Here is a 17,182-nt window from a genome sequence, read left to right as displayed (position 1 = left end):
ACCCGAAGGGCTGAAGCCAGTTTTGTCCCCAGCGTTGTTGCCGATCGCTTATTTGGAATGACCAAACCACGCTCTCAGCGCCTAGCTGGAAACAAAACTGGCTTTCAGCAGGCGCATATAATTAGTGTGAACAGGCCCTAGATGCCTTTGCCCTCGCGCTACCAAAGAAACATATAACTGAGGGTAAAGCTGTCGTACTCCCCGGCGATTTTGGATTCTATGGCGGTACTCGCAGCGGCGCGCAGGGCGTGGTGTCTGTTGAGCGGGTGCAGCAGAGTGAGGCCGGCGCGGGAGTTTTTCAGCTCGGCCTGCTCGGGGCCGTCACCGACCGTGGCGGCCCCGCCCTGGTACCAGTTGACGTCAAACGAGACCCAGGTGCCGCCTTTGACAACATGTACCAGGTGAAATTCTGACGAGAGCAGTGGCTCCTGGGTGCGGGTGGTGCCCTGGTAGTCGGGGTTGTCTTCATAAAACCAGGCGCCCAGCTCGCCTTCCACCAACCAGCCCTCGGTGAGCGGCACGATAAAACCCAGCGCCGGTTTGACGGCCCAGCGGTTGGTGCCCGCGTTAAACAGTTTGCTGCCGTCGTATTCACCGGTGGGGATGCTGACGAGCACACTGGCACCGACAATGGGTTCGGGCTCTGCCGCCAGTTGGCGGAAGGCGGCGCCGTCCATACTCGGGGCGCCGAGCAGGTTAATGGCCAGGCGCGCGCGCGGGTCGGCGGCTGCGCTGATGGAGCGCTCGCGAAATTCGCCGTTCACCATCGCCTCGGCATCGCCGCGCACCAGCGGGTAGTTCAGTTGCAAGCTGGCGGTGCGGTCAAACAGGCCAAAGGTGCGCTGGTAGGTGAGTGAGAGAAAGTCCAGGGTGACCTCTGCGCCTTCGATCGGTGCGGAGACATCGACGAGGACATCGCCCTGCGAGCGCTGGTAACTCATCACCAGCACATTTGTGCCTTTCGGGGCGGGCCAGTAGGCGCGCGGTGCCAGCTCTTGTGCCTGGGGCGCCGCCATCGCCAGCCAGAGTAAAACAAAAAAACCGACATCCTTGCTACTGGTTCGCATGGCTCAACCCTGACTGATTGTTGCCTGCTGAGTATAGCCTTGTGGCTGCAGGCCATTCCAGTCCGGGCACGATGAACGGTCGGAGTATACTGGGTAGGGAAGGGGGATACGATGAACGAGGGCAGCGAAAAAGCAGAACTGATCCGGCGGCACCAGCGCTCGGCCATCGCCCGGCGTTTGTCCCGCGGGCCGGAGAATTTTTACCTGCGCGACTTTATCTACGGCGCCATCGATGGCCTGGTCACCACTTTTGCGATTGTCGCCGGCGTGGCCGGTGCGGGTTTGTCGACCACGGTGGTGATTATTCTCGGCGTCGCCAACCTCTTGGCCGATGGCTTCAGCATGGGCGCCAGTAATTATCTGGGCGTGCGTGCGGACAATCAGCTCAAAGAGAAAACCCGGCGCGAAGAGCTGCGCGAAATTGACCTCTACCCCGAAGGTGAGGCGGAAGAAGTGCGCCAGATTTTTGCGGCCAAGGGGTTTTCCGGCGAGCAGCTTGAAGACATAGTGACGACCATTACCGCCGATCGCGGGCTCTGGGTGAACACCATGTTGCAGGATGAACACGGTTTGTCGCTCGCACACTTAAGCCCGGTGAAGGCCGGCTCGGCGACCTTTGTGGCCTTTGTCCTGCTCGGTACCTTGCCGCTGTTGCCGTTTGTGGTCAGCGCGCTCTTTGCGCCGGAGGCCACCTCGCTCTACGCCTGGAGTGCGGCGCTCACGGCCATGGGTTTTCTGGTGGTGGGCGCCGCCAAGGGCGCACAGGTGGGCAGCTCTAAAGCCGCCTCTGCCCTGGAAACCCTGGCGGTGGGCGGTGCGGCAGCGGTGCTCGCCTATGCCGTCGGGGCGTTTCTCGGCGGGTTATGAGTCCTCGCTGACCGACTCAAGGCGCACGTCGATGGCCAGCTCGTCGGCGATGGCGTCCAGCTGGTCGTAGAGGTCATCCATATTGACCTCGGCGGGAATATGAATAATGCCCGTGGCCTCAAACATGGGCTCGCCGGACCATGGCATGCTGGAGGTGTCGGTTTCCAGCTCGTCCACATTGATGCCGCGCTCGGCAAACGCCTGCGCGATTTCGTAGACAATGCCGGTGCGATCCGGCCCCACCACACTGAAAGACAACGCCTGTTGGGCGTCGCTGGCGCCCGCATCCGCCGCTTCCACCACCACTTGCAGGCCATCGCCCGACAGGGCCTTGAGGGCCTGTTGCAGGGCAGGGCGATGTTCCTCGGCCACGGCAACCTGTAGAATACCGGCAAATTTTCCGGCCAGATGTGCCATGCGGCTCTCCAGCCAGTTGCCGCCGTGGTCGCTGATGGTTTTGGCCAGCTTTTGCACAACGCCCGGGCGGTCGTCGCTGATAACAGTGAGTACGAGGTAGTGGTTCACGCAGCTTCCTTTTATTGTGGTTCGCGGCTTATTGTGGCTCAGGGCGCACACGCCTAATGCGGTAAAGATAACACAGGCTTCTATGATAATTCCCCACCAACAACTGGCCGCCGATACCCTGACGGCGCTGCTGGAAGAATACATAACCCGCGAGGGCACCGATTACGGTGAAACCGAGTTGTCTCTTGAGACCAAGGTGGCGCAGTTGCGTCGGCAATTGGCGCGCGGTGAGGTGGTGATTGTGTTCGATCCGGCCATGGAGAGCACATCGCTGGTCAATGCCCGCGACCTGCCGGAGCTTGGGGATGAGTAACCCCCCCGAGAGCTGGCTGGTGGAAGGCCCGAGGGGTGCGGCGCCCAGCCTGGTGCTCGCCCACGGCGCCGGCGCGCCCATGGACAGCGAGTTTATGCAGGCCTACAGCCGCGCACTGGCGCAGCGGGGTGTGCGGGTCTGCCGCTTTGAATTTCCCTATATGCAGCAGCGCCGCGACTCGGGTAAAAAGCGCCCGCCGGATCGCGCTCCCGTGTTGATTGAGGCCTTTCGCCAGGCCCTGGAGCAGGCGCGGGCCCTGTGGCCGGCGCCGGTGTTTATCGGCGGTAAATCCATGGGCGGGCGCATGGCCAGCCACCTGGGCGCCGAGCCCGGTGTTGGCGGTGTGATTTGCCTGGGTTACCCGTTTCATCCGCCGGGCAAGCCCGACAAGCTGCGCCTGGAGAGTTTGCAGGCGTGCCGGGTACCGGCGCTGGTGCTGCAGGGCACGCGCGACCGACTCGGCAATGCCGACGAAGTGGTGGGCTACGACTTGCCGGCGCAGATCACACTGCATTGGTTTGCCGATGGGGATCACGATTTAAAACCCCGGGTCGCCTCCGGCTTTACCCACGAGCACTACATTGAGCGGGCCGCAGAGGCGTCCGCCGAGTTTATTCACGGCGGAGGCCAGCTTTGAATCACTTATACCTGCATTGTCGCCCGGGCTTTGAGAAAGAGTGCGCCGCCGAAATTACCGACCTTGCCAATGAGCAGGGCTTTTTCGGCTACAGCAAAACCGAGCCGGGCAGCGCGCTGGTGAGCTACGTATGCCACGAGCCAGATGCGGCCCGCCGGCTGATCCGTTCGCTGGATTTTGCGTCTTTGGTGTTTGCCCGCCAGTGGCTCGCCGGCCCCGCCCCCTTGGAGGGCCTGGATCCAGCCGACCGGTTGACCCCGCTGTTAACAGCGGCGCGCGAGCTCGGCGATGTCAGCCAGTGGTGGACAGAGACCACGGATACCAACGAGGGCAAGTCGCTCTCGGCGCTCAGTCGCAAATTGGGCAAACTGTTTGGTCGCGAGCTGGCCTTGACGCCTGCCAGTCGCTGGCGCCTGCACTTGCTGTTTTTGTCCGGTACTTCGGTGGTGGTGGGAGTGTCGCCAACGGCCAACAGTGCCCGCTGGGCCATGGGGATTCCCCGTTTGCGTCAGCCCTCGCAGGCGCCGAGCCGGGCCACGCTCAAACTCGAAGAGGCCTGGCATCACTTTATCCCCGCCGAGCAGTGGGATGAGCGTTTGCGCGGCGGTATGCGCGGCGTGGATCTGGGCGCGGCCCCCGGCGGCTGGACCTGGCAAATGGTCAGGCGCGGTATGTTTGTCGATGCGGTAGACAATGGCCCTATGGACCAGGCGTTGATGGACAGTGGCCAGGTCACCCACCACGTGGAGGACGGTTTTGTCTATCAGCCGAAAAAGCCGGTGGATTGGTTGGTGTGTGATATTGCCGATAAGCCCGCGCGAGTGGCGAGCATGATTGGCCGCTGGGCGGCGCAGGGCTATTTTCGCGAGGCGGTGTTTAATTTAAAACTGCCGATGAAGCAGCGTTACCTCGAGGTGAAAAAGCGTCGGGAATTTTTGGAGGCGGTGTTCGCCGAATACGGGCTTGAGGCCAGTCTGGCGTTCAAACAGCTGTATCACGACCGCGAGGAGGTCACGGGGCACATTCGAATCACCCGCTGATTACTTTTGCAGCAGGGTGATTTTTTCAAAATCCGCCAGGGTCGGATTGAGCTGGTTGAGAGTCTCGTGCCGCTCATCGCTGTAGTACCACTGTTTCCAGTCGTGCAGCGAGCGCCACTTAGACAACAGATAGCGGTGATTGGGCCGCTGCAGGTCCTCAAGGGTTTCGCCGTTGATAAAACCCGGTGCACGGTGGGCCGCTTCTAATGCCTGGCGCGCGGCCAGGTCGTAGGTGCTTTCCATTCCGTCGGCGATGTGTCTTTCAACCAATACGTAAATCATGTCCAACCTGAAACTCGCTCGGGCAAGTGTCCTTAGTGAGGTAAACTTCACGTCTGCGTTTTATTGTAACGCAAAACGCTTTTGGTGGTAGGGGTTTTGGCGTGGGTCACTGATCACCGATGCCGCCGGCCTGCTGTACTACCCAGTCGCCGAGGGCAATCCATTCGTCCAGTAAATGATGCAATGAATTGAGAGAGGCCACCGAGCAATTGCCGTTTTCGAGCCATTCATTTCCCAGCTGGGTGAGGCTGGCGATGATGCGGCCGATGGCCACCGCGCCCAGGGTGTCGAGCAGGGTGTAGCCGTTCAGACTGCTCTGCGCGGGCGTCAGCGCCAGTGTGTGTCGCAGGTTTTCGCTCAGTGTCGGTTGCGGGTTGCGCAACAGCGCTTGCGTCAGTTGCAGGTTCTTGCTGCTGAACCCGAAAGGTTCAATAAACGCTTTGGTGTCAAACCGGTGTGGTGATGGCATCAGTGCAGACTCCCGCGCTTTAAGCGCGCTGCGCCATTGATTAACACGGCGCACAACGTGAAAATACCTGTCCCAGTATGTGCGCTCGTTTTCAGCAGGGCCCTTGGTGGTGGTGGAGAATTCTTTGCTCGGCAAGGCAAATACTGTTACTGATAAGTTTAGCAAGGGCACAGGCGCCTGCTGTTTGTTTAATAGATGATCTGACGCTATGAAACCGGAAATTGATAATTATTTGGATACAAGTGGACTGCTGTGTCCCGAGCCTGTGATGATGCTGCATCAGGCGGTGCGAGCTATGTCGGCCGGGCAGGTGATTGAAGTGACGGCGACGGACCCATCCACCACGCGGGACATTCCCAAGTTTTGTCTGTTTCTGGGGCATGAGTTGCTGGAGCAGCAAGAGCGCGATGGTGTGTTTTTTTACACCATCGCCCTGAAAAAATAAGGGTCCGTATGCCGGACCCTTATGGTTGTCATTGTCGCCGCAAAGAGCGCTTTAGTGGCCTTCTTCCACGAGCATTGAAATCGCCGCCAGGGCCTCGGGGTCCTCGGCTTTGATTTTGTTGGCAATCTGGTGCTGGAAAAAGTAGCGGAACTCGTCGTGCAGCTGCGCCGGGTAGAGACACTCATCGCCGGGTAGCACCGGTGTACTGATGACTTTTTCGGCGTCGGTGAGCATGCCGTAGATGTTGCCATCGTGCAGCAGGCGCCAGCTCACCACCTCCACCAGAGTCAGCTGATGGGTGGTTTCATTGGCCAGGACCGCGTGAGTGCCGATGGTGTCCGGCAGCTCCTGAACCACGTCATCGTCGTTTTCGCACTCGAGCTCGTAGTATTCAGCGGCGGTTTCCAGCTCAATGATTTTGTGCATGGGCGCGTCGAAGAAGACCTCGTCAATGCCCGCGTCGTAATAGCCTTCCCACTGGCCGTTGAGCGGGTCAAACACATCGGTGCAGGCGACGATATCATTGAGCCAGGGTACCAGGCCCACCACGTCGCCGTTGGCTCTTAGGCCCCAGCAGAGGATCTTGAGACTGAACAGCTTGTCCGGATTGCTTTCATTGGAGTAGAGCATCTCCAGACCATCCAGCTCGGGAGAAAGCCGGATAAACCGTTCATCGTGCAGCTCAGAGAAGGATTTTCCTGAGAAAAAATCCACGACATTGTCAGTGTTGTGGCTTTTGACGGGGGTCTTCATAATACACCTCCTGAATGAGGCTGGTGACAACGCCGAAGGCGCTCTCGGGCTGTGTTGATGGCGAGCCATCACTACATAAGGTATATGCTAATCTGCCCAAGCACAATACTTATGGCGCAAAATTTACGTGCGGCCTGTCCCGTCTGTCACCGCGATGAAATGAGTTTGAGATTTTGACCGCTGTTGCCCGCACCTGTGTTCACGACTGCCGCGACCTGATCGCCCTGTTTAACCGCTGCTTTGCCCAGAGCGAGGTAACCCTATTGGTGGGCGGCGCCCCCGAGCCCGTCTATTTGCCCTGCGGCGACAGCGGATGTGCCGAAATTCACTTTACCCGCGACTACTTTGCCAGCGCCTTGCACGAAATTGCCCATTGGTGCGTGGCCGGCCGCGAGCGCCGCCAGCTGGAGGATTACGGCTACTGGTACGCGCCCGATGGTCGCAGTGCCGAGCAACAGGCCGAGTTTGAAGCCGTGGAAGCCAGGCCCCAGGCGCTGGAGTGGTTGTTTTCCGAGGCGGCGGGCGTGCGCTTTCGGGTGAGCGCGGACAACCTGGCGCAGAACCTCGGCCCCTCGGAGGCCTTTAAACAGGCCGTTCATGCCCGAGTGCTCGATCTGTGCACGCAGGGTGTGAGCGAGCGGGTCGCGGCCTTTACCTCGGCGCTGCTCGGGCACTACCGCCCCGAGCTGACGCTGGGTGGCCTGCTGAGTCCGGCCCGCTTTGCGAGGGCGTCCCTTTGAGTGGGCCGGAGCGGGCACCGGTCTGCCTGATAGACGCCTCTATCTACATCTTTCGATACTACTTCTCGCTGCCGGCGGCCTGGATCAGTCCGCTTAATGGCTACTCCACCGAGGCGGTTTACGGTTTTACCGGCTTTTTACTGGAACTCATGGAAAAGCACACCCCCGGTCGGCTGGCAGCGTGTTTTGACGAGAGTCTGGGCAGCGGCTTTCGCCATCAGCTTTCGCCGGACTACAAGGCCTCCCGGGTACTGCCGGACGAGGCTCTGGCGTTTCAACTGCAGGCCTGCCGCCGGGTGGCCGGCCTTTTGGGCATCGCCACTTTTGCCAGTGATCGTTACGAGGCGGACGACTTGCTCGCCAGCCTCTACCGGGTGTGTGCCCGGGCCCGCTCGCCCATCGCCGTCTTGACTCGCGATAAGGATCTGGCGCAGTTGCTGCGCCGCCCGCAGGATTTTCTCTGGGACTATGGTGCCGGCGTCAGGCACTATGGGGCCGATATTGAAAAGCGCCTGGGCATCGCACCGGCGCAAATGGTGGATTACCTCGCTCTGGTGGGGGACCCGATTGACGATATTCCCGGTGTGCCGGGCGTGGGTGCCAAAACGGCGGCGGCTTTGCTGCGCCACGGCAAGAGCCTCAAGGCGCTCTACGCCAGGCCCGGGCAAATTGCCGATATACCGGTGCGCGGCGCCGCCGGCCTTGCCGCCAAGCTGCTCGCGCACCGGGATCAGGTCGCTCTGTCGCAGCAGCTGGCGGCACTGGTCGGCGGCTTGCCGCTGATAGACAGCGCTGCAAAACTCGATAAAACTTCCATTAAAATGGAAGAATTTGGCGAATTTTGCCGTGAAATGGGCTGGCCGGACAAGCCGCGGCGCCGGGCTCTGGCCCTCGCGCAGGCGCGCACCGGCCGCACTTTACAACCGTAACTCGTAGGTGTTTATGAAGATTCTGGCCGATGAAAATATTCCGCTGCTGGAGGCCTTTTTTGGCGATTGCGGCACGATTACCCGCCTGCCGGGCCGAAACCTGACCCGCGAACAGGTGCGCGAGGCCGATGCTCTGCTGATCCGCTCGGTCACTCGGGTGGATGACGCCCTGTTAAACGAAACGGCAGTGCAGTTTGTCGGCACCTGTACCATCGGCATGGACCATCTGGATCAGCGCTATCTGGAGCAGCGCGGCATCACCTACACCAATGCGCCGGGCTGCAACGCCAACTCTGTGGTGGAGTATGTGTACGCGGCCCTGTGCCACCTGGACGTCGACTGGCGCAAGCGCAGGGTGGGTATTATCGGCTGTGGTAATGTCGGCGGCGCCCTTTATCGTGCGCTCAGCGCCCAAGGGGTGCAATGCCTGTGTTACGACCCCTTGTTGAGCGAGGCCGACAACCCGGACCTGGCCGAGCTGGAAGACGTGTTGCAGTGCGATATCGTCAGCCTGCACACGCCCTTGACCACCACCGGGCCGCACCCCTCGCGCCATCTGTTGGCTAAGGAGCAGTTGCGTCAGTTGCCGCCGGGCGCCGTGCTGCTCAATTGCGGGCGCGGGGCCGTGGTGGATAACGAGGCGCTGCTGCAGGTGCTGCGTGAGCGAGATGACCTGCAGGTGGTGCTGGATGTCTGGGAGGGCGAGCCGGTGATTTCCCTGCCACTGCTCGAGCGGGTGAGCCTCGCCTCGCCGCATATTGCCGGCTACAGCTTTGATGGCAAACTCAAGGGTACCGCCATGATTTATCATGCGTTTTGCCGGCACTTTGGCCTGCCGGAGTCGGCCTCGCTGGTCGAGTTGACGCCGCCGGTGGTGGACAATCAGCTGCGGTTGGTCGAGGGCAGCGACTGGCAGCGGCTGCGGGCGCTGATCGGTGAGGTTTACGACATCGAAGACGACGATCGCCAGCTGCGCAAACTGGGCAAGCAGGTGCGTCATCACCGTGTGGATTTGGCCAAAGGTTTTGACAGTTTGAGAAAACATTACCCGGTGCGGCGCGAATTTGGTAACTACCGCGTGTTGGGGGCGCCAAAAAAAGGGCCGCTGGCGGATACGCTAGCGGCCCTGGGATTCAAAAGGGCGAATTCAATTGACTGACACGGACGTGAGAAGTGCGTATCTATGGCTAGGTTAGCGTTGATGTGTGAAATTTTTATGACGGAGATGGCGTGCTCAGGTTGGGGGTGATTGTTAACCCCTATGCCGGGCTGGGCGGCGCTGTAGCGCTCAAAGGCAGCGACGGGGAGCAGATCCGCGCTCAAGCGCTGGAGCGCGGCGCCGAGCCGCAGGCCGCTCGGCGCATGGCCCGCGCGCTGGCGCCTCTGCGTGAATTTGGCGATCGGGTTCAGCTGCTGTGCTGTGCCGGCCCCATGGGAGGGGAGATGGTAGAGGCGCTGGGTTTTGCGCTCGAGCTATTGCCACTGCCCATACCCGCACCGAGCGATGCCGAGCACACTCGGCTCGCCGCCGAGACCATGCGGGCCGCCGGCGTAGACCTGTTGGTGTTTGCCGGCGGCGACGGCACCGCGCGCCTGATTGCCGATGCCATAGGCTGCTCGCTGCCGGCGCTGGGAGTACCTGCCGGCGTGAAGATTCACTCCGGGGTCTATGCCACCAGCCCCGAGGCCGCGGGCCGGGTGCTCAAGCGCCTTGCCGAGGGGCGCTGGGCACCTCTGGCTGAGCGGGAGGTCAGGGATATTGATGAACAGGCGTTTCGCCAGGGGAGGGTACGCGCGCGCCACTACAGTGAGCTGCTGGTGCCCGATGTGCCCGAGGCGCTGCAGCAGGTGAAAAACGCTGGCGCCGAGGTGGACGAGCTGGCCCAGCTGGATCTGGCCGCCGAGGTAGCCGAACGCATGGACCCCGACACCCTCTATCTGGTGGGGCCGGGTTCCACCACCCGCGCACTGCTCCAGCAGCTGGGTCTTGAGGCCACACTGCTCGGGGTGGATCTCGTTCGCGCCGGCCAGTTGCTGCTTGGCGACGCCACGGCTGCGCAGATTCTATCGACCATGGCTGAGCACAGGGGGCCGGTGGTGATAGTGGTCACCGCTATTGGCGGTCAGGGGCATATTTTTGGGCGCGGTAATCAGCAATTTGCCCCCGAGATTATCCGCGCCGTGGGGCGGGGGAATATCTGGGTCATGGCGACGGCGGAAAAACTCAAGGCGCTGGAAGGGCGGCCGCTGTTGGTCGACACCAATGATCCCGAGCTGGATGCCGCCCTGAGCGGTGTTATACCGGTGATCACCGGCTACCGGCAACAACTGCTCTACCCGCTGGGGGAGTCGGCCGATGACTGAGCCCCGTATGTTTGATGCCGAGCGCCTGGAACGGCTTATCAACGACGCCCGCGGCGGTGAGCCCGACAGTCGCCGGTTGTTGCACGGCCGCGGGCGCTGCTACCCGGGCTGCGAACAGATCAATGTGGATTTTTTTAACCCGGTGGCGGTGGTGACGCTTTACGCCGAGAGCGCCGAGGCGCATTTGACCGGGATAATGAAAGAGCTTAAGTGCCTGCAACCCTCGCCTCTGGAGGCGCTCGTGGTCCAAAGGCGCTACCTGGCGGGGGCGCCGGCCGAATGGTTGGTGGGTGTTATGCCCGAATCCTGGTACGCCCGGCGCGGCTCGCTGCGTTTTGCGCTGACGCTCGATGGGCAGCAAAATCCGGGCTTTTTTCTGGATATGGAGCCCGGCCGGCGCTGGCTGGAAGCCCTGGCACCGGGCAAACGGGTACTCAATTTGTTTGCCTATACCTGCGCTTTTTCGGTGGTGGCGGTGGCTGCCGGTGCCGAGCGAGTGGTGAATGTGGACATGAGCAAGCAGGCGCTCGCCCGCGGCCGCGACAATCACCATATCAACGGTCTGGACAAGCGCCGCAGCGAGTTTTTGCCCGAGCAGATTCTCAAATCCTGGAGCCGCATTCGCCGGCGCGGGCCCTATGACGTGGTGATTCTTGACCCGCCGAGTTTTCAAAGAGGCAGCTTTGTGGCCACCCGTGACTACGCCAAACTGGTGCGCCGCCTGCCGGAGTTGCTGCCCGCAGGCGGCGACGTCTTGGCTTGCTTGAACGCGCCGGAGCTGGATACGGGGTTTTTGCAGCAGGTGTTTGCCGAGCACTGCCCGCAGGCCCGATTGCTAGAGCGGCTGCCGGGCAGCGAGGATTTTCCCGATGCCGAGCCCGAGCGGCAGCTAAAGCTGCTGCACTTCACCTATCCCGGGGTCAGCGGTTGAGCAGAATCTGCATGATGGCGTCGATCGCGTTGGACGAGCGTCCCCGCAGGGCGGCTCGCACCAATTCGATAGCGGGGGCGAAGTCGCCCTCTATCTGACTTTCTTCCAGCACGGGCTCGAATTGGGCATTAATGAGGGTGGCGTGGTTGGCCAAGTGTGAGCGGCAGCTGATCAAGCTGCTGAGCAGGGTAAAGCCCTTGTGGGTCAAGGTGGCCTGATCCACCGCCTCCTGGCGGATGGTGTCTTCGTAGCGAATATAGCCCTCGGCGGCCAGCCACATTAACGCGGCGAGACACGCCTGGTGGCGGGGGCTGTGCAGGCCGAACTCGTCCGGCGTATCCGGCCCGGAAATGTCCTCGACAAACACCGTCAGCTTGCGCGGAAAGCTCGAGTAGAGCATGTTCAGCGCTTTGGCGGCATCCTTGTGAAAGTCGGAAATGTGAATATCAGCCATAACACAGTAATAAGGTAACAGCGCTACTGGGTGTAGCGCTCTAGGAAGTGGCCCAGGCGTTCAATGGCGCGGGTCAGCTCGTCTTCGCGCGGTAAAAAGACAATGCGCAGGTGGTCTTTTTCCGGCCAGTTAAACGCCGTGCCCTGCACCAGCAGGATTTTCTCCTGAATCAAAAAATCCAACACCATTTGCTGGTCGTCCTGAATCTTGTGGCGGTTCAGGTCAATTTTTGGAAACAGGTAAATAGCGCCCTTGGGTTTGACGCAGCTCACCCCCGGCAAGTCAGCCAGGGCGGCCAGGGCGGCGTCACGCTGATCGCGCAGGCGCCCGCCGGGAATAATCAGCTCGTTGATGCTTTGGTAACCGCCGAGCGCAGTCTGCACCGCGTACATGGCGGGCACATTGGCGCACAGGCGCATGGAGGCGAGCATCTCGATACCTTCGAGATAATTTTTGGCCTTGTGCTTGGCGCCGCTGACCACCATCCAGCCGGAGCGGAATCCCGCCAGGCGGTAGGATTTGGACAGGCCGTTAAAGCTGATGCACAGGGTGTCCTGTACCAGGCGGCTTAGGGGCACGAAAGTGGCATCGTCGTAGAGAATTTTGCTGTAGATCTCGTCGGCAAACAGAATCAAGCCCTTTTCTTCGGCCAGTTTGACCAGCTGCTCCAGCACTTCCTGACTGTAGACGGCGCCTGTGGGGTTGTTGGGGTTGATGATCACAATGCCGCGGGTTTTATCGGTGATCTTGCTGGCGATGTCCTGTACATCCGGATACCAGTCGGATTGCTCGTCGCAGCGGTAGTGAACGGCCTTGCCCCCCGCCAGGTTAACGGCGGCAGTCCATAGCGGGTAATCGGGCGAGGGGATGAGCATTTCGTCGCCGTTGTTGAGCAGTGCCTGCATGGCCATCACAATCAGTTCACTGACGCCATTGCCCAGGTAGATATCGTCGATATCGACATTCGGTATGCGCAGGCGCTGACACTCCTGCATGATGGCTTTGCGGGCGGCAAACAGGCCACGCGAGGCGACATAGCCTTCGGCGTTGGGCAGGTTGTAGATAACGTCCTGAATAATTTCATCGGGCGCCGCAAAACCAAAGGGCGCGGGGTTACCGATGTTGAGCTTCATGATCCGGTGGCCTTCTTCCTCGAGCCGGTAGGCGTGCTCGAGCACGGGGCCGCGAATGTCATAGCAGACGCCGTTCAACTTTTCGGATTTTTTAATCGTATCCATTTACAGTAAACTACCTTTCATTAACCTGTTTTGTCGGCAATCATCCGGTTTGCCGTGCGTTTGTGTCAAGGAATTCATTATGTCTGAATCTGATAAGTTTTCCGATGCCTATTTTCGGGAGCGACTGACGCCGGAGCAGTATTACGTCTGCCGCGAAAAGGGCACAGAGCGGCCGTTTACCGGCGAGTACTGGAATGTGTTTACCGATGGCGAGTATCGCTGTCGAGGCTGCGGTGAAAAGCTGTTTGATTCTCACACCAAGTTCGATGCCGGCTGCGGCTGGCCGAGCTTTTATGCTCCCGCTTCGGCGGAGGTGATTCGCGAGGCGTTTGACGAGAGCCACGGCATGCGTCGCACCGAGGTTTTATGCGAACGCTGCGGATCGCACTTGGGACATGTGTTTAACGATGGGCCGGCACCGACGGGTTTGCGCTACTGCATTAACTCTGCCTCCATCGAGCTGGAGGCGCAGGATCAATCGTAGATCTGCTTTTTCTTCCAGCTGTCTTCCTCTTCAAACTCGTTCCAGGCTTTGCGTGTGGCCTCCTCTTCCTCCACCACTGAGGCGGGTGGGGCTTCTTGCGCGGCGTACTCGGCCTCGAGCTTGCTGATGATGCCGCTTAATTGCTCCACCTGTTTCTTCACATTCTGCTGACTGGCCTCTTTTAGCAGGAGCTTGCGCGCCAGCGAGTAGTAGTGAATGGCTAGGCGCAGCTTGTTCTCGCTACGGGCTTTTTTCGCCTGCTGACTGTAACTCTCAATGGCAATCTGCAGCATCAACCGGCGGATCTGCGCCAGATAGCCCGCGGCCTGGGGCTGAGGTAGGCGACCCTTTTCGGCCTGTGAGCTGATATAGCGCTGCAGCTCCTGCAGCAGGGTTTTTGCTTCTCCGGTTTTCTCCGGAGGCAGCTTTGGTTTTTCACCGGCCAGCGGCTGGTTTTCGGCCTGCTTGCTGTAGAGCTGGAACTCCTCACTGTAGCCGCCACTCGGGTCGAGCTTGGCCAACTGCTCGCAGGTGTTGAGCAGTACCCGGTACACCAGTTTGTTCAGATCGGACGGCAGGAATCCGGGAGGAAAGCCTGAGGCCATGTATTTGAACAGCTGCTGGCGCTTTTTTAATGCGGTCAGTACGCGCAGCTGCTGCTTGCGTTTTTTTGCCAGGTGTTGGGAAATAAACACATAGCACACCATCGCGGTCAGCAAAATAACCAGTGCAGCGATCAGGTAAACGGACGACATAATGGTTCCTGTCTTCAATCGGGGCTTCCCGGCCGCGCGTTCGGGGAATCTCAGTCGAGAGTATAGCATTTGGGCGTATAAATCAGCCTCTGGTTATAAGCTCACGCGAAGAGGCTGGCCGCTGGCGGCGCCAGCAGGCTCTAGCTGAGCGCCAATTCTGGCCCCAATGGGCGCCGCTAAGTCATTGTTTAGGCTCATTAAAAAAATACACAGTAAAGTGTTGACAGGTGGGCACCGGCTACTTAGAATGCGCCCCTCTTTTGACGAGACGCGTGTCCCCTTCGTCTAGAGGCCTAGGACACCGCCCTTTCACGGCGGTAACAGGGGTTCGACTCCCCTAGGGGACGCCATGCGGGAATAGCTCAGTGGTAGAGCACAACCTTGCCAAGGTTGGGGTCGCGAGTTCGAGCCTCGTTTCCCGCTCCATTTCCCTCTTTTGGGGGTGGCGGATGCACGCAAAGCAAGAGAGATGTCCTGTCCCCTTCGTCTAGAGGCCTAGGACACCGCCCTTTCACGGCGGTAACAGGGGTTCGACTCCCCTAGGGGACGCCATGCGGAAATAGCTCAGTTGGTAGAGCACAACCTTGCCAAGGTTGGGGTCGGGAGTTCGAGCCTCCTTTTCCGCTCCAAATTCAAAGGGCCAGCGCTATGCGCTGGCCCTTTTTGGTTTTGGGGGCCGAAAAGCCCTGCCGCGCTGGTATACTCTCGCCCTTTGTCAGTGCAGGCCAAAAATGGCGGCTCTCTCGCGCTCGTAATCAAACGGGCGCGCCTCGCCGATGGCCTGGTGCAGTCGCTCGTCCAGTTGCTGAAACTTGTCGATCTCGTCGTCGGGCATATAGTGCAAGCAGTCGCCTCCAAAGTGCCACAGCAGATCCCTTGGCAAAAGCGGCACCAAGTGCGGAAAGGCGGCGATGGTGCGGCACACAACCGCCTGGCCGAGTTCTGCGTATTCGTTGCCGGTGGTGCCGGGCAGGGACTCGAGCTGCTCGAGGTAGTGCAGCGATTCCTCGTCACACTCGTCGAGGATAAAGGGTGGCTGTTGCTGCACCGCATGGATGAACTGGGCAAGCAGATTGCGAACACAGTTCCGGTAAGCGCGTTCGGCGGCGGTGTCGGACATGATGAAACTCCACTGTCGTGTGAACCACTCCTGTTGAGTGGAAAAATCAGAGGCAATTATGACAGCTGCGCTCTCAATTAAAAATCTGCGAAAAATTTACGATAACCGTTTTGAAGCGCTCAGGGGCATTTCTCTGGAGGTGCAGGCGGGGGATTTTTTTGCGGTTCTCGGTCCCAACGGGGCCGGCAAGTCGACAACCATCGGTATTATCAGCTCTCTGGTGCGCAAAACTGCCGGTGAGGTGTCGGTGTTTGGCCACAATATCGATACCGATTTTTCGGCGGCCAAACAGCAACTGGGAATCGTGCCTCAGGAGTTCAATTTCAGCCAGTTTGAAAAGGTGCGGGACATTGTGTTGCAGCAAGCCGGTTACTACGGTCTGCCCCGCGAGCGCGCCGCCGCTCAGGCCGACAAGTATCTGCAAAAACTGGGTCTGTGGGACAAGCGCAACACCCCGGCACGTATGCTCTCGGGCGGCATGAAGCGCCGGCTAATGATTGCCCGGGCCCTGGTGCATGAGCCGCGGATTTTGATTCTGGATGAACCCACCGCCGGCGTGGACATTGAGCTGCGCCGCTCCATGTGGGATTTTTTACGCGAAATCAACGCCGAGGGCACCACGATTATCCTGACCACCCATTATCTGGAGGAAGCTGAGAGCCTTTGTCGCAATGTGGCGATTATCGATCACGGCGAGATTGTCCAGAACACCAGCATGCGCGCTTTGCTCAAGCGTCTGAATAAAGAGGTGTTTGTGTTTGATACCACCTCGACGCTCGCCGCGGCGCCGTCCCTGCATGGGCATGAGGTGGTTCTGGTGGATGAGCATTCGTTTGAAGTCGAGGTGGAAAAAGGCCAGAGTTTGAACGGCCTGTTTGAACAGCTCAGCGGGCAGGGGGTTGAAATCGTGAGTATGCGCAATAAGGCCAATCGTCTTGAAGAGTTGTTTGTCTCTTTGGTCAATGCCAAGCGCGAGGGGGGCGAACATGGAGTCTAAAGCTCAGTGGGTGGCGCTGGCCACCATTGTCCGCAAGGAAATCAAGCGCTTTTCCCGCATCTGGGTACAGACATTGCTACCGCCAGTAATCACCATGTCACTGTATTTTGTGATCTTTGGTAAATTGATCGGTTCGCGTGTGGGGACCATGGATGGCATCAGCTACATGCAGTTTGTGGTGCCCGGGTTGATCATGATGGCGGTGCTCACCAACTCCTATTCCAACGTGGTGTCGTCGTTTTTCAGCGCCAAGTTTCAGCGCTCTATTGAGGAGCTGCTGGTCTCGCCTACGCCCAATGTGATTATCCTGCTCGGCTATTGCGCCGGGGGGATGGCCAGGGGCCTGTGCGTGGGTGCGTTGGTGACGGCTGTGGCTCTGGTGTTTACCGACATTCAGGTGCACAGCTGGCCGTTGACCATCAGTATTATCGTATTGACCTCGCTGTTTTTCTCTCTCGCGGGGTTTATCAATGCGGTTTTTGCGAATACCTTTGACGACATCTCCATTGTGCCGACCTTTGTCCTGACGCCTTTGACCTATCTTGGCGGTGTTTTTTACTCGATCAATCTGCTGCCCGATTTTTGGCGTTTTGTCTCCCAGCTCAATCCTATTTTGCATATGGTGGGGGCTTTTCGATACGGCCTGTTAGGCACGGGCGGCGAGCATGTGGCCTGGGCGTTTGCCGGCTTGATGGTGTTTACCGGTATCTTATTTGCGGCCAGTTTGTATCTGCTGCAAACGGGCAAGCGCCTACGGGCCTAAGGAGTCGAC

The 17,182-nt window shown here is 59.7% G+C and carries 22 protein-coding genes and 4 tRNA genes; 17 read left to right on the top strand and 9 right to left on the bottom strand.

The window, feature by feature from the left end; translation table 11 throughout:
* Positions 1-158 precede the first annotated feature (158 nt).
* The gene (locus QWI16_RS00285; protein ID WP_302710715.1) at positions 159-1,067 is read right to left on the bottom strand and encodes a transporter; all 909 of its coding nucleotides are present in this window, start codon (positions 1,065-1,067) and stop codon (positions 159-161) included.
* Between the two features lie 111 nt (positions 1,068-1,178).
* Here QWI16_RS00285 and QWI16_RS00280 point away from each other — a divergent pair, with 111 nt between their 5' ends.
* Positions 1,179-1,934, top strand: coding sequence for a VIT1/CCC1 transporter family protein (locus QWI16_RS00280; protein WP_302710714.1), 756 nt, complete (start codon positions 1,179-1,181; stop codon positions 1,932-1,934).
* Here QWI16_RS00280 and QWI16_RS00275 read toward each other — a convergent pair.
* Positions 1,929-2,459, bottom strand: coding sequence for a glycine cleavage system transcriptional repressor (locus QWI16_RS00275; RefSeq protein WP_302710713.1), 531 nt, complete (start codon positions 2,457-2,459; stop codon positions 1,929-1,931). The genes QWI16_RS00280 and QWI16_RS00275 overlap by 6 nt on opposite strands.
* Before the next feature lie 82 nt (positions 2,460-2,541).
* Between QWI16_RS00275 and QWI16_RS00270 the strand changes: the two genes are divergently transcribed.
* The 3 genes from QWI16_RS00270 to rlmM are packed head-to-tail and all read left to right on the top strand — an operon-like array spanning position 2,542 to position 4,449.
* Positions 2,542-2,772, top strand: a complete 231-nt coding sequence (locus QWI16_RS00270; protein ID WP_302710712.1) for a YheU family protein — start codon at positions 2,542-2,544, stop codon at positions 2,770-2,772.
* Positions 2,765-3,409, top strand: coding sequence for an alpha/beta family hydrolase (locus tag QWI16_RS00265; protein WP_302710711.1), 645 nt, complete (start codon positions 2,765-2,767; stop codon positions 3,407-3,409). Before QWI16_RS00270 ends, QWI16_RS00265 begins: the two co-directional genes overlap by 8 nt.
* The gene (gene rlmM / locus QWI16_RS00260; protein ID WP_302710710.1) at positions 3,406-4,449 is read left to right on the top strand and encodes a 23S rRNA (cytidine(2498)-2'-O)-methyltransferase RlmM; all 1,044 of its coding nucleotides are present in this window, start codon (positions 3,406-3,408) and stop codon (positions 4,447-4,449) included. Before QWI16_RS00265 ends, rlmM begins: the two co-directional genes overlap by 4 nt.
* Here the strand turns inward: rlmM and QWI16_RS00255 are convergent, their stop codons facing one another.
* Both QWI16_RS00255 and QWI16_RS00250 read right to left on the bottom strand, forming a co-directional pair.
* Positions 4,450-4,731, bottom strand: a complete 282-nt coding sequence (locus tag QWI16_RS00255) for an antibiotic biosynthesis monooxygenase family protein (protein ID WP_302710709.1) — start codon at positions 4,729-4,731, stop codon at positions 4,450-4,452.
* 106 nt (positions 4,732-4,837) lie between these two features.
* The gene (locus QWI16_RS00250; protein ID WP_302710708.1) at positions 4,838-5,200 is read right to left on the bottom strand and encodes a hypothetical protein; all 363 of its coding nucleotides are present in this window, start codon (positions 5,198-5,200) and stop codon (positions 4,838-4,840) included.
* A gap of 208 nt (positions 5,201-5,408) precedes the next feature.
* Between QWI16_RS00250 and tusA the strand changes: the two genes are divergently transcribed.
* Positions 5,409-5,645: a sulfurtransferase TusA gene (gene tusA, locus QWI16_RS00245; RefSeq protein WP_302710707.1), complete on the top strand. Its 237-nt coding sequence runs from the start codon at positions 5,409-5,411 to the stop codon at positions 5,643-5,645.
* A gap of 51 nt (positions 5,646-5,696) precedes the next feature.
* On the opposite strand, the gene QWI16_RS00240 is transcribed toward tusA, so the two are convergent.
* Entirely contained in the window at positions 5,697-6,398 is a 702-nt protein-coding gene (locus tag QWI16_RS00240; RefSeq protein WP_302710706.1) for a hypothetical protein, read from the bottom strand.
* 173 nt (positions 6,399-6,571) lie between these two features.
* Between QWI16_RS00240 and QWI16_RS00235 the strand changes: the two genes are divergently transcribed.
* The 5 genes from QWI16_RS00235 (at position 6,572) to QWI16_RS00215 (ending at position 11,362) form a co-directional block, all read left to right on the top strand.
* Entirely contained in the window at positions 6,572-7,138 is a 567-nt protein-coding gene (locus tag QWI16_RS00235; RefSeq protein ID WP_302710705.1) for an elongation factor P hydroxylase, read from the top strand.
* Positions 7,135-8,067, top strand: coding sequence for a 5'-3' exonuclease (locus tag QWI16_RS00230; protein ID WP_302710704.1), 933 nt, complete (start codon positions 7,135-7,137; stop codon positions 8,065-8,067). The genes QWI16_RS00235 and QWI16_RS00230 overlap by 4 nt, the downstream gene beginning before the upstream one ends.
* 13 nt (positions 8,068-8,080) lie before the next feature.
* Positions 8,081-9,226 (top strand): 4-phosphoerythronate dehydrogenase, encoded by a 1,146-nt coding sequence (locus QWI16_RS00225; RefSeq protein WP_302710703.1) that lies wholly within the window; start codon positions 8,081-8,083, stop codon positions 9,224-9,226.
* A gap of 71 nt (positions 9,227-9,297) precedes the next feature.
* Positions 9,298-10,431 (top strand): ATP-NAD kinase family protein, encoded by a 1,134-nt coding sequence (locus QWI16_RS00220; protein ID WP_302710702.1) that lies wholly within the window; start codon positions 9,298-9,300, stop codon positions 10,429-10,431.
* On the top strand, positions 10,424-11,362 hold the full coding sequence (locus tag QWI16_RS00215) for a class I SAM-dependent methyltransferase (protein ID WP_302710701.1): 939 nt from the start codon (positions 10,424-10,426) through the stop codon (positions 11,360-11,362). The genes QWI16_RS00220 and QWI16_RS00215 overlap by 8 nt, the downstream gene beginning before the upstream one ends.
* On the opposite strand, the gene QWI16_RS00210 is transcribed toward QWI16_RS00215, so the two are convergent.
* Positions 11,352-11,816, bottom strand: a complete 465-nt coding sequence (locus QWI16_RS00210) for a hypothetical protein (RefSeq protein WP_302710700.1) — start codon at positions 11,814-11,816, stop codon at positions 11,352-11,354. The two genes, QWI16_RS00215 and QWI16_RS00210, sit on opposite strands and share 11 nt — an antisense overlap.
* A gap of 23 nt (positions 11,817-11,839) precedes the next feature.
* On the bottom strand, positions 11,840-13,054 hold the full coding sequence (locus QWI16_RS00205) for a pyridoxal phosphate-dependent aminotransferase (RefSeq protein WP_302710699.1): 1,215 nt from the start codon (positions 13,052-13,054) through the stop codon (positions 11,840-11,842).
* Positions 13,055-13,133: 79 nt separating this feature from the next.
* Here QWI16_RS00205 and msrB point away from each other — a divergent pair, with 79 nt between their 5' ends.
* On the top strand, positions 13,134-13,538 hold the full coding sequence (gene msrB, locus QWI16_RS00200) for a peptide-methionine (R)-S-oxide reductase MsrB (RefSeq protein ID WP_302710698.1): 405 nt from the start codon (positions 13,134-13,136) through the stop codon (positions 13,536-13,538).
* Here msrB and QWI16_RS00195 read toward each other — a convergent pair.
* Positions 13,529-14,293, bottom strand: coding sequence for a hypothetical protein (locus tag QWI16_RS00195; RefSeq protein WP_302710697.1), 765 nt, complete (start codon positions 14,291-14,293; stop codon positions 13,529-13,531). The two genes, msrB and QWI16_RS00195, sit on opposite strands and share 10 nt — an antisense overlap.
* 274 nt (positions 14,294-14,567) lie before the next feature.
* Here QWI16_RS00195 and QWI16_RS00190 point away from each other — a divergent pair.
* From QWI16_RS00190 to QWI16_RS00175, 4 genes are all read left to right on the top strand, one after another.
* Positions 14,568-14,643, top strand: a tRNA-Glu gene (locus QWI16_RS00190).
* A gap of 1 nt (position 14,644) precedes the next feature.
* Positions 14,645-14,719 (top strand) — tRNA-Gly (locus QWI16_RS00185).
* Between the two features lie 50 nt (positions 14,720-14,769).
* Positions 14,770-14,845, top strand: a tRNA-Glu gene (locus tag QWI16_RS00180).
* Between the two features lies 1 nt (position 14,846).
* Positions 14,847-14,922, top strand: a tRNA-Gly gene (locus tag QWI16_RS00175).
* An 86-nt stretch (positions 14,923-15,008) separates the two neighbouring features.
* On the opposite strand, the gene QWI16_RS00170 is transcribed toward QWI16_RS00175, so the two are convergent.
* Positions 15,009-15,413: a PA2817 family protein gene (locus QWI16_RS00170; protein ID WP_302710696.1), complete on the bottom strand. Its 405-nt coding sequence runs from the start codon at positions 15,411-15,413 to the stop codon at positions 15,009-15,011.
* Positions 15,414-15,471: 58 nt separating this feature from the next.
* Here QWI16_RS00170 and QWI16_RS00165 point away from each other — a divergent pair, with 58 nt between their 5' ends.
* Both QWI16_RS00165 and QWI16_RS00160 read left to right on the top strand, forming a co-directional pair.
* Positions 15,472-16,410, top strand: coding sequence for an ABC transporter ATP-binding protein (locus QWI16_RS00165; RefSeq protein ID WP_302710695.1), 939 nt, complete (start codon positions 15,472-15,474; stop codon positions 16,408-16,410).
* Complete coding sequence (locus QWI16_RS00160; RefSeq protein WP_302710694.1) at positions 16,400-17,173, top strand: ABC transporter permease; 774 nt, start codon at positions 16,400-16,402, stop codon at positions 17,171-17,173. The genes QWI16_RS00165 and QWI16_RS00160 overlap by 11 nt, the downstream gene beginning before the upstream one ends.
* The last annotated feature ends 9 nt before the right edge of the window (positions 17,174-17,182 follow it).

This window comes from Gilvimarinus algae (genome assembly GCF_030518215.1).
Lineage (GTDB): Bacteria > Pseudomonadota > Gammaproteobacteria > Pseudomonadales > Cellvibrionaceae > Gilvimarinus > Gilvimarinus algae.
This window is presented reverse-complemented; position numbering and strand designations above follow the sequence as displayed.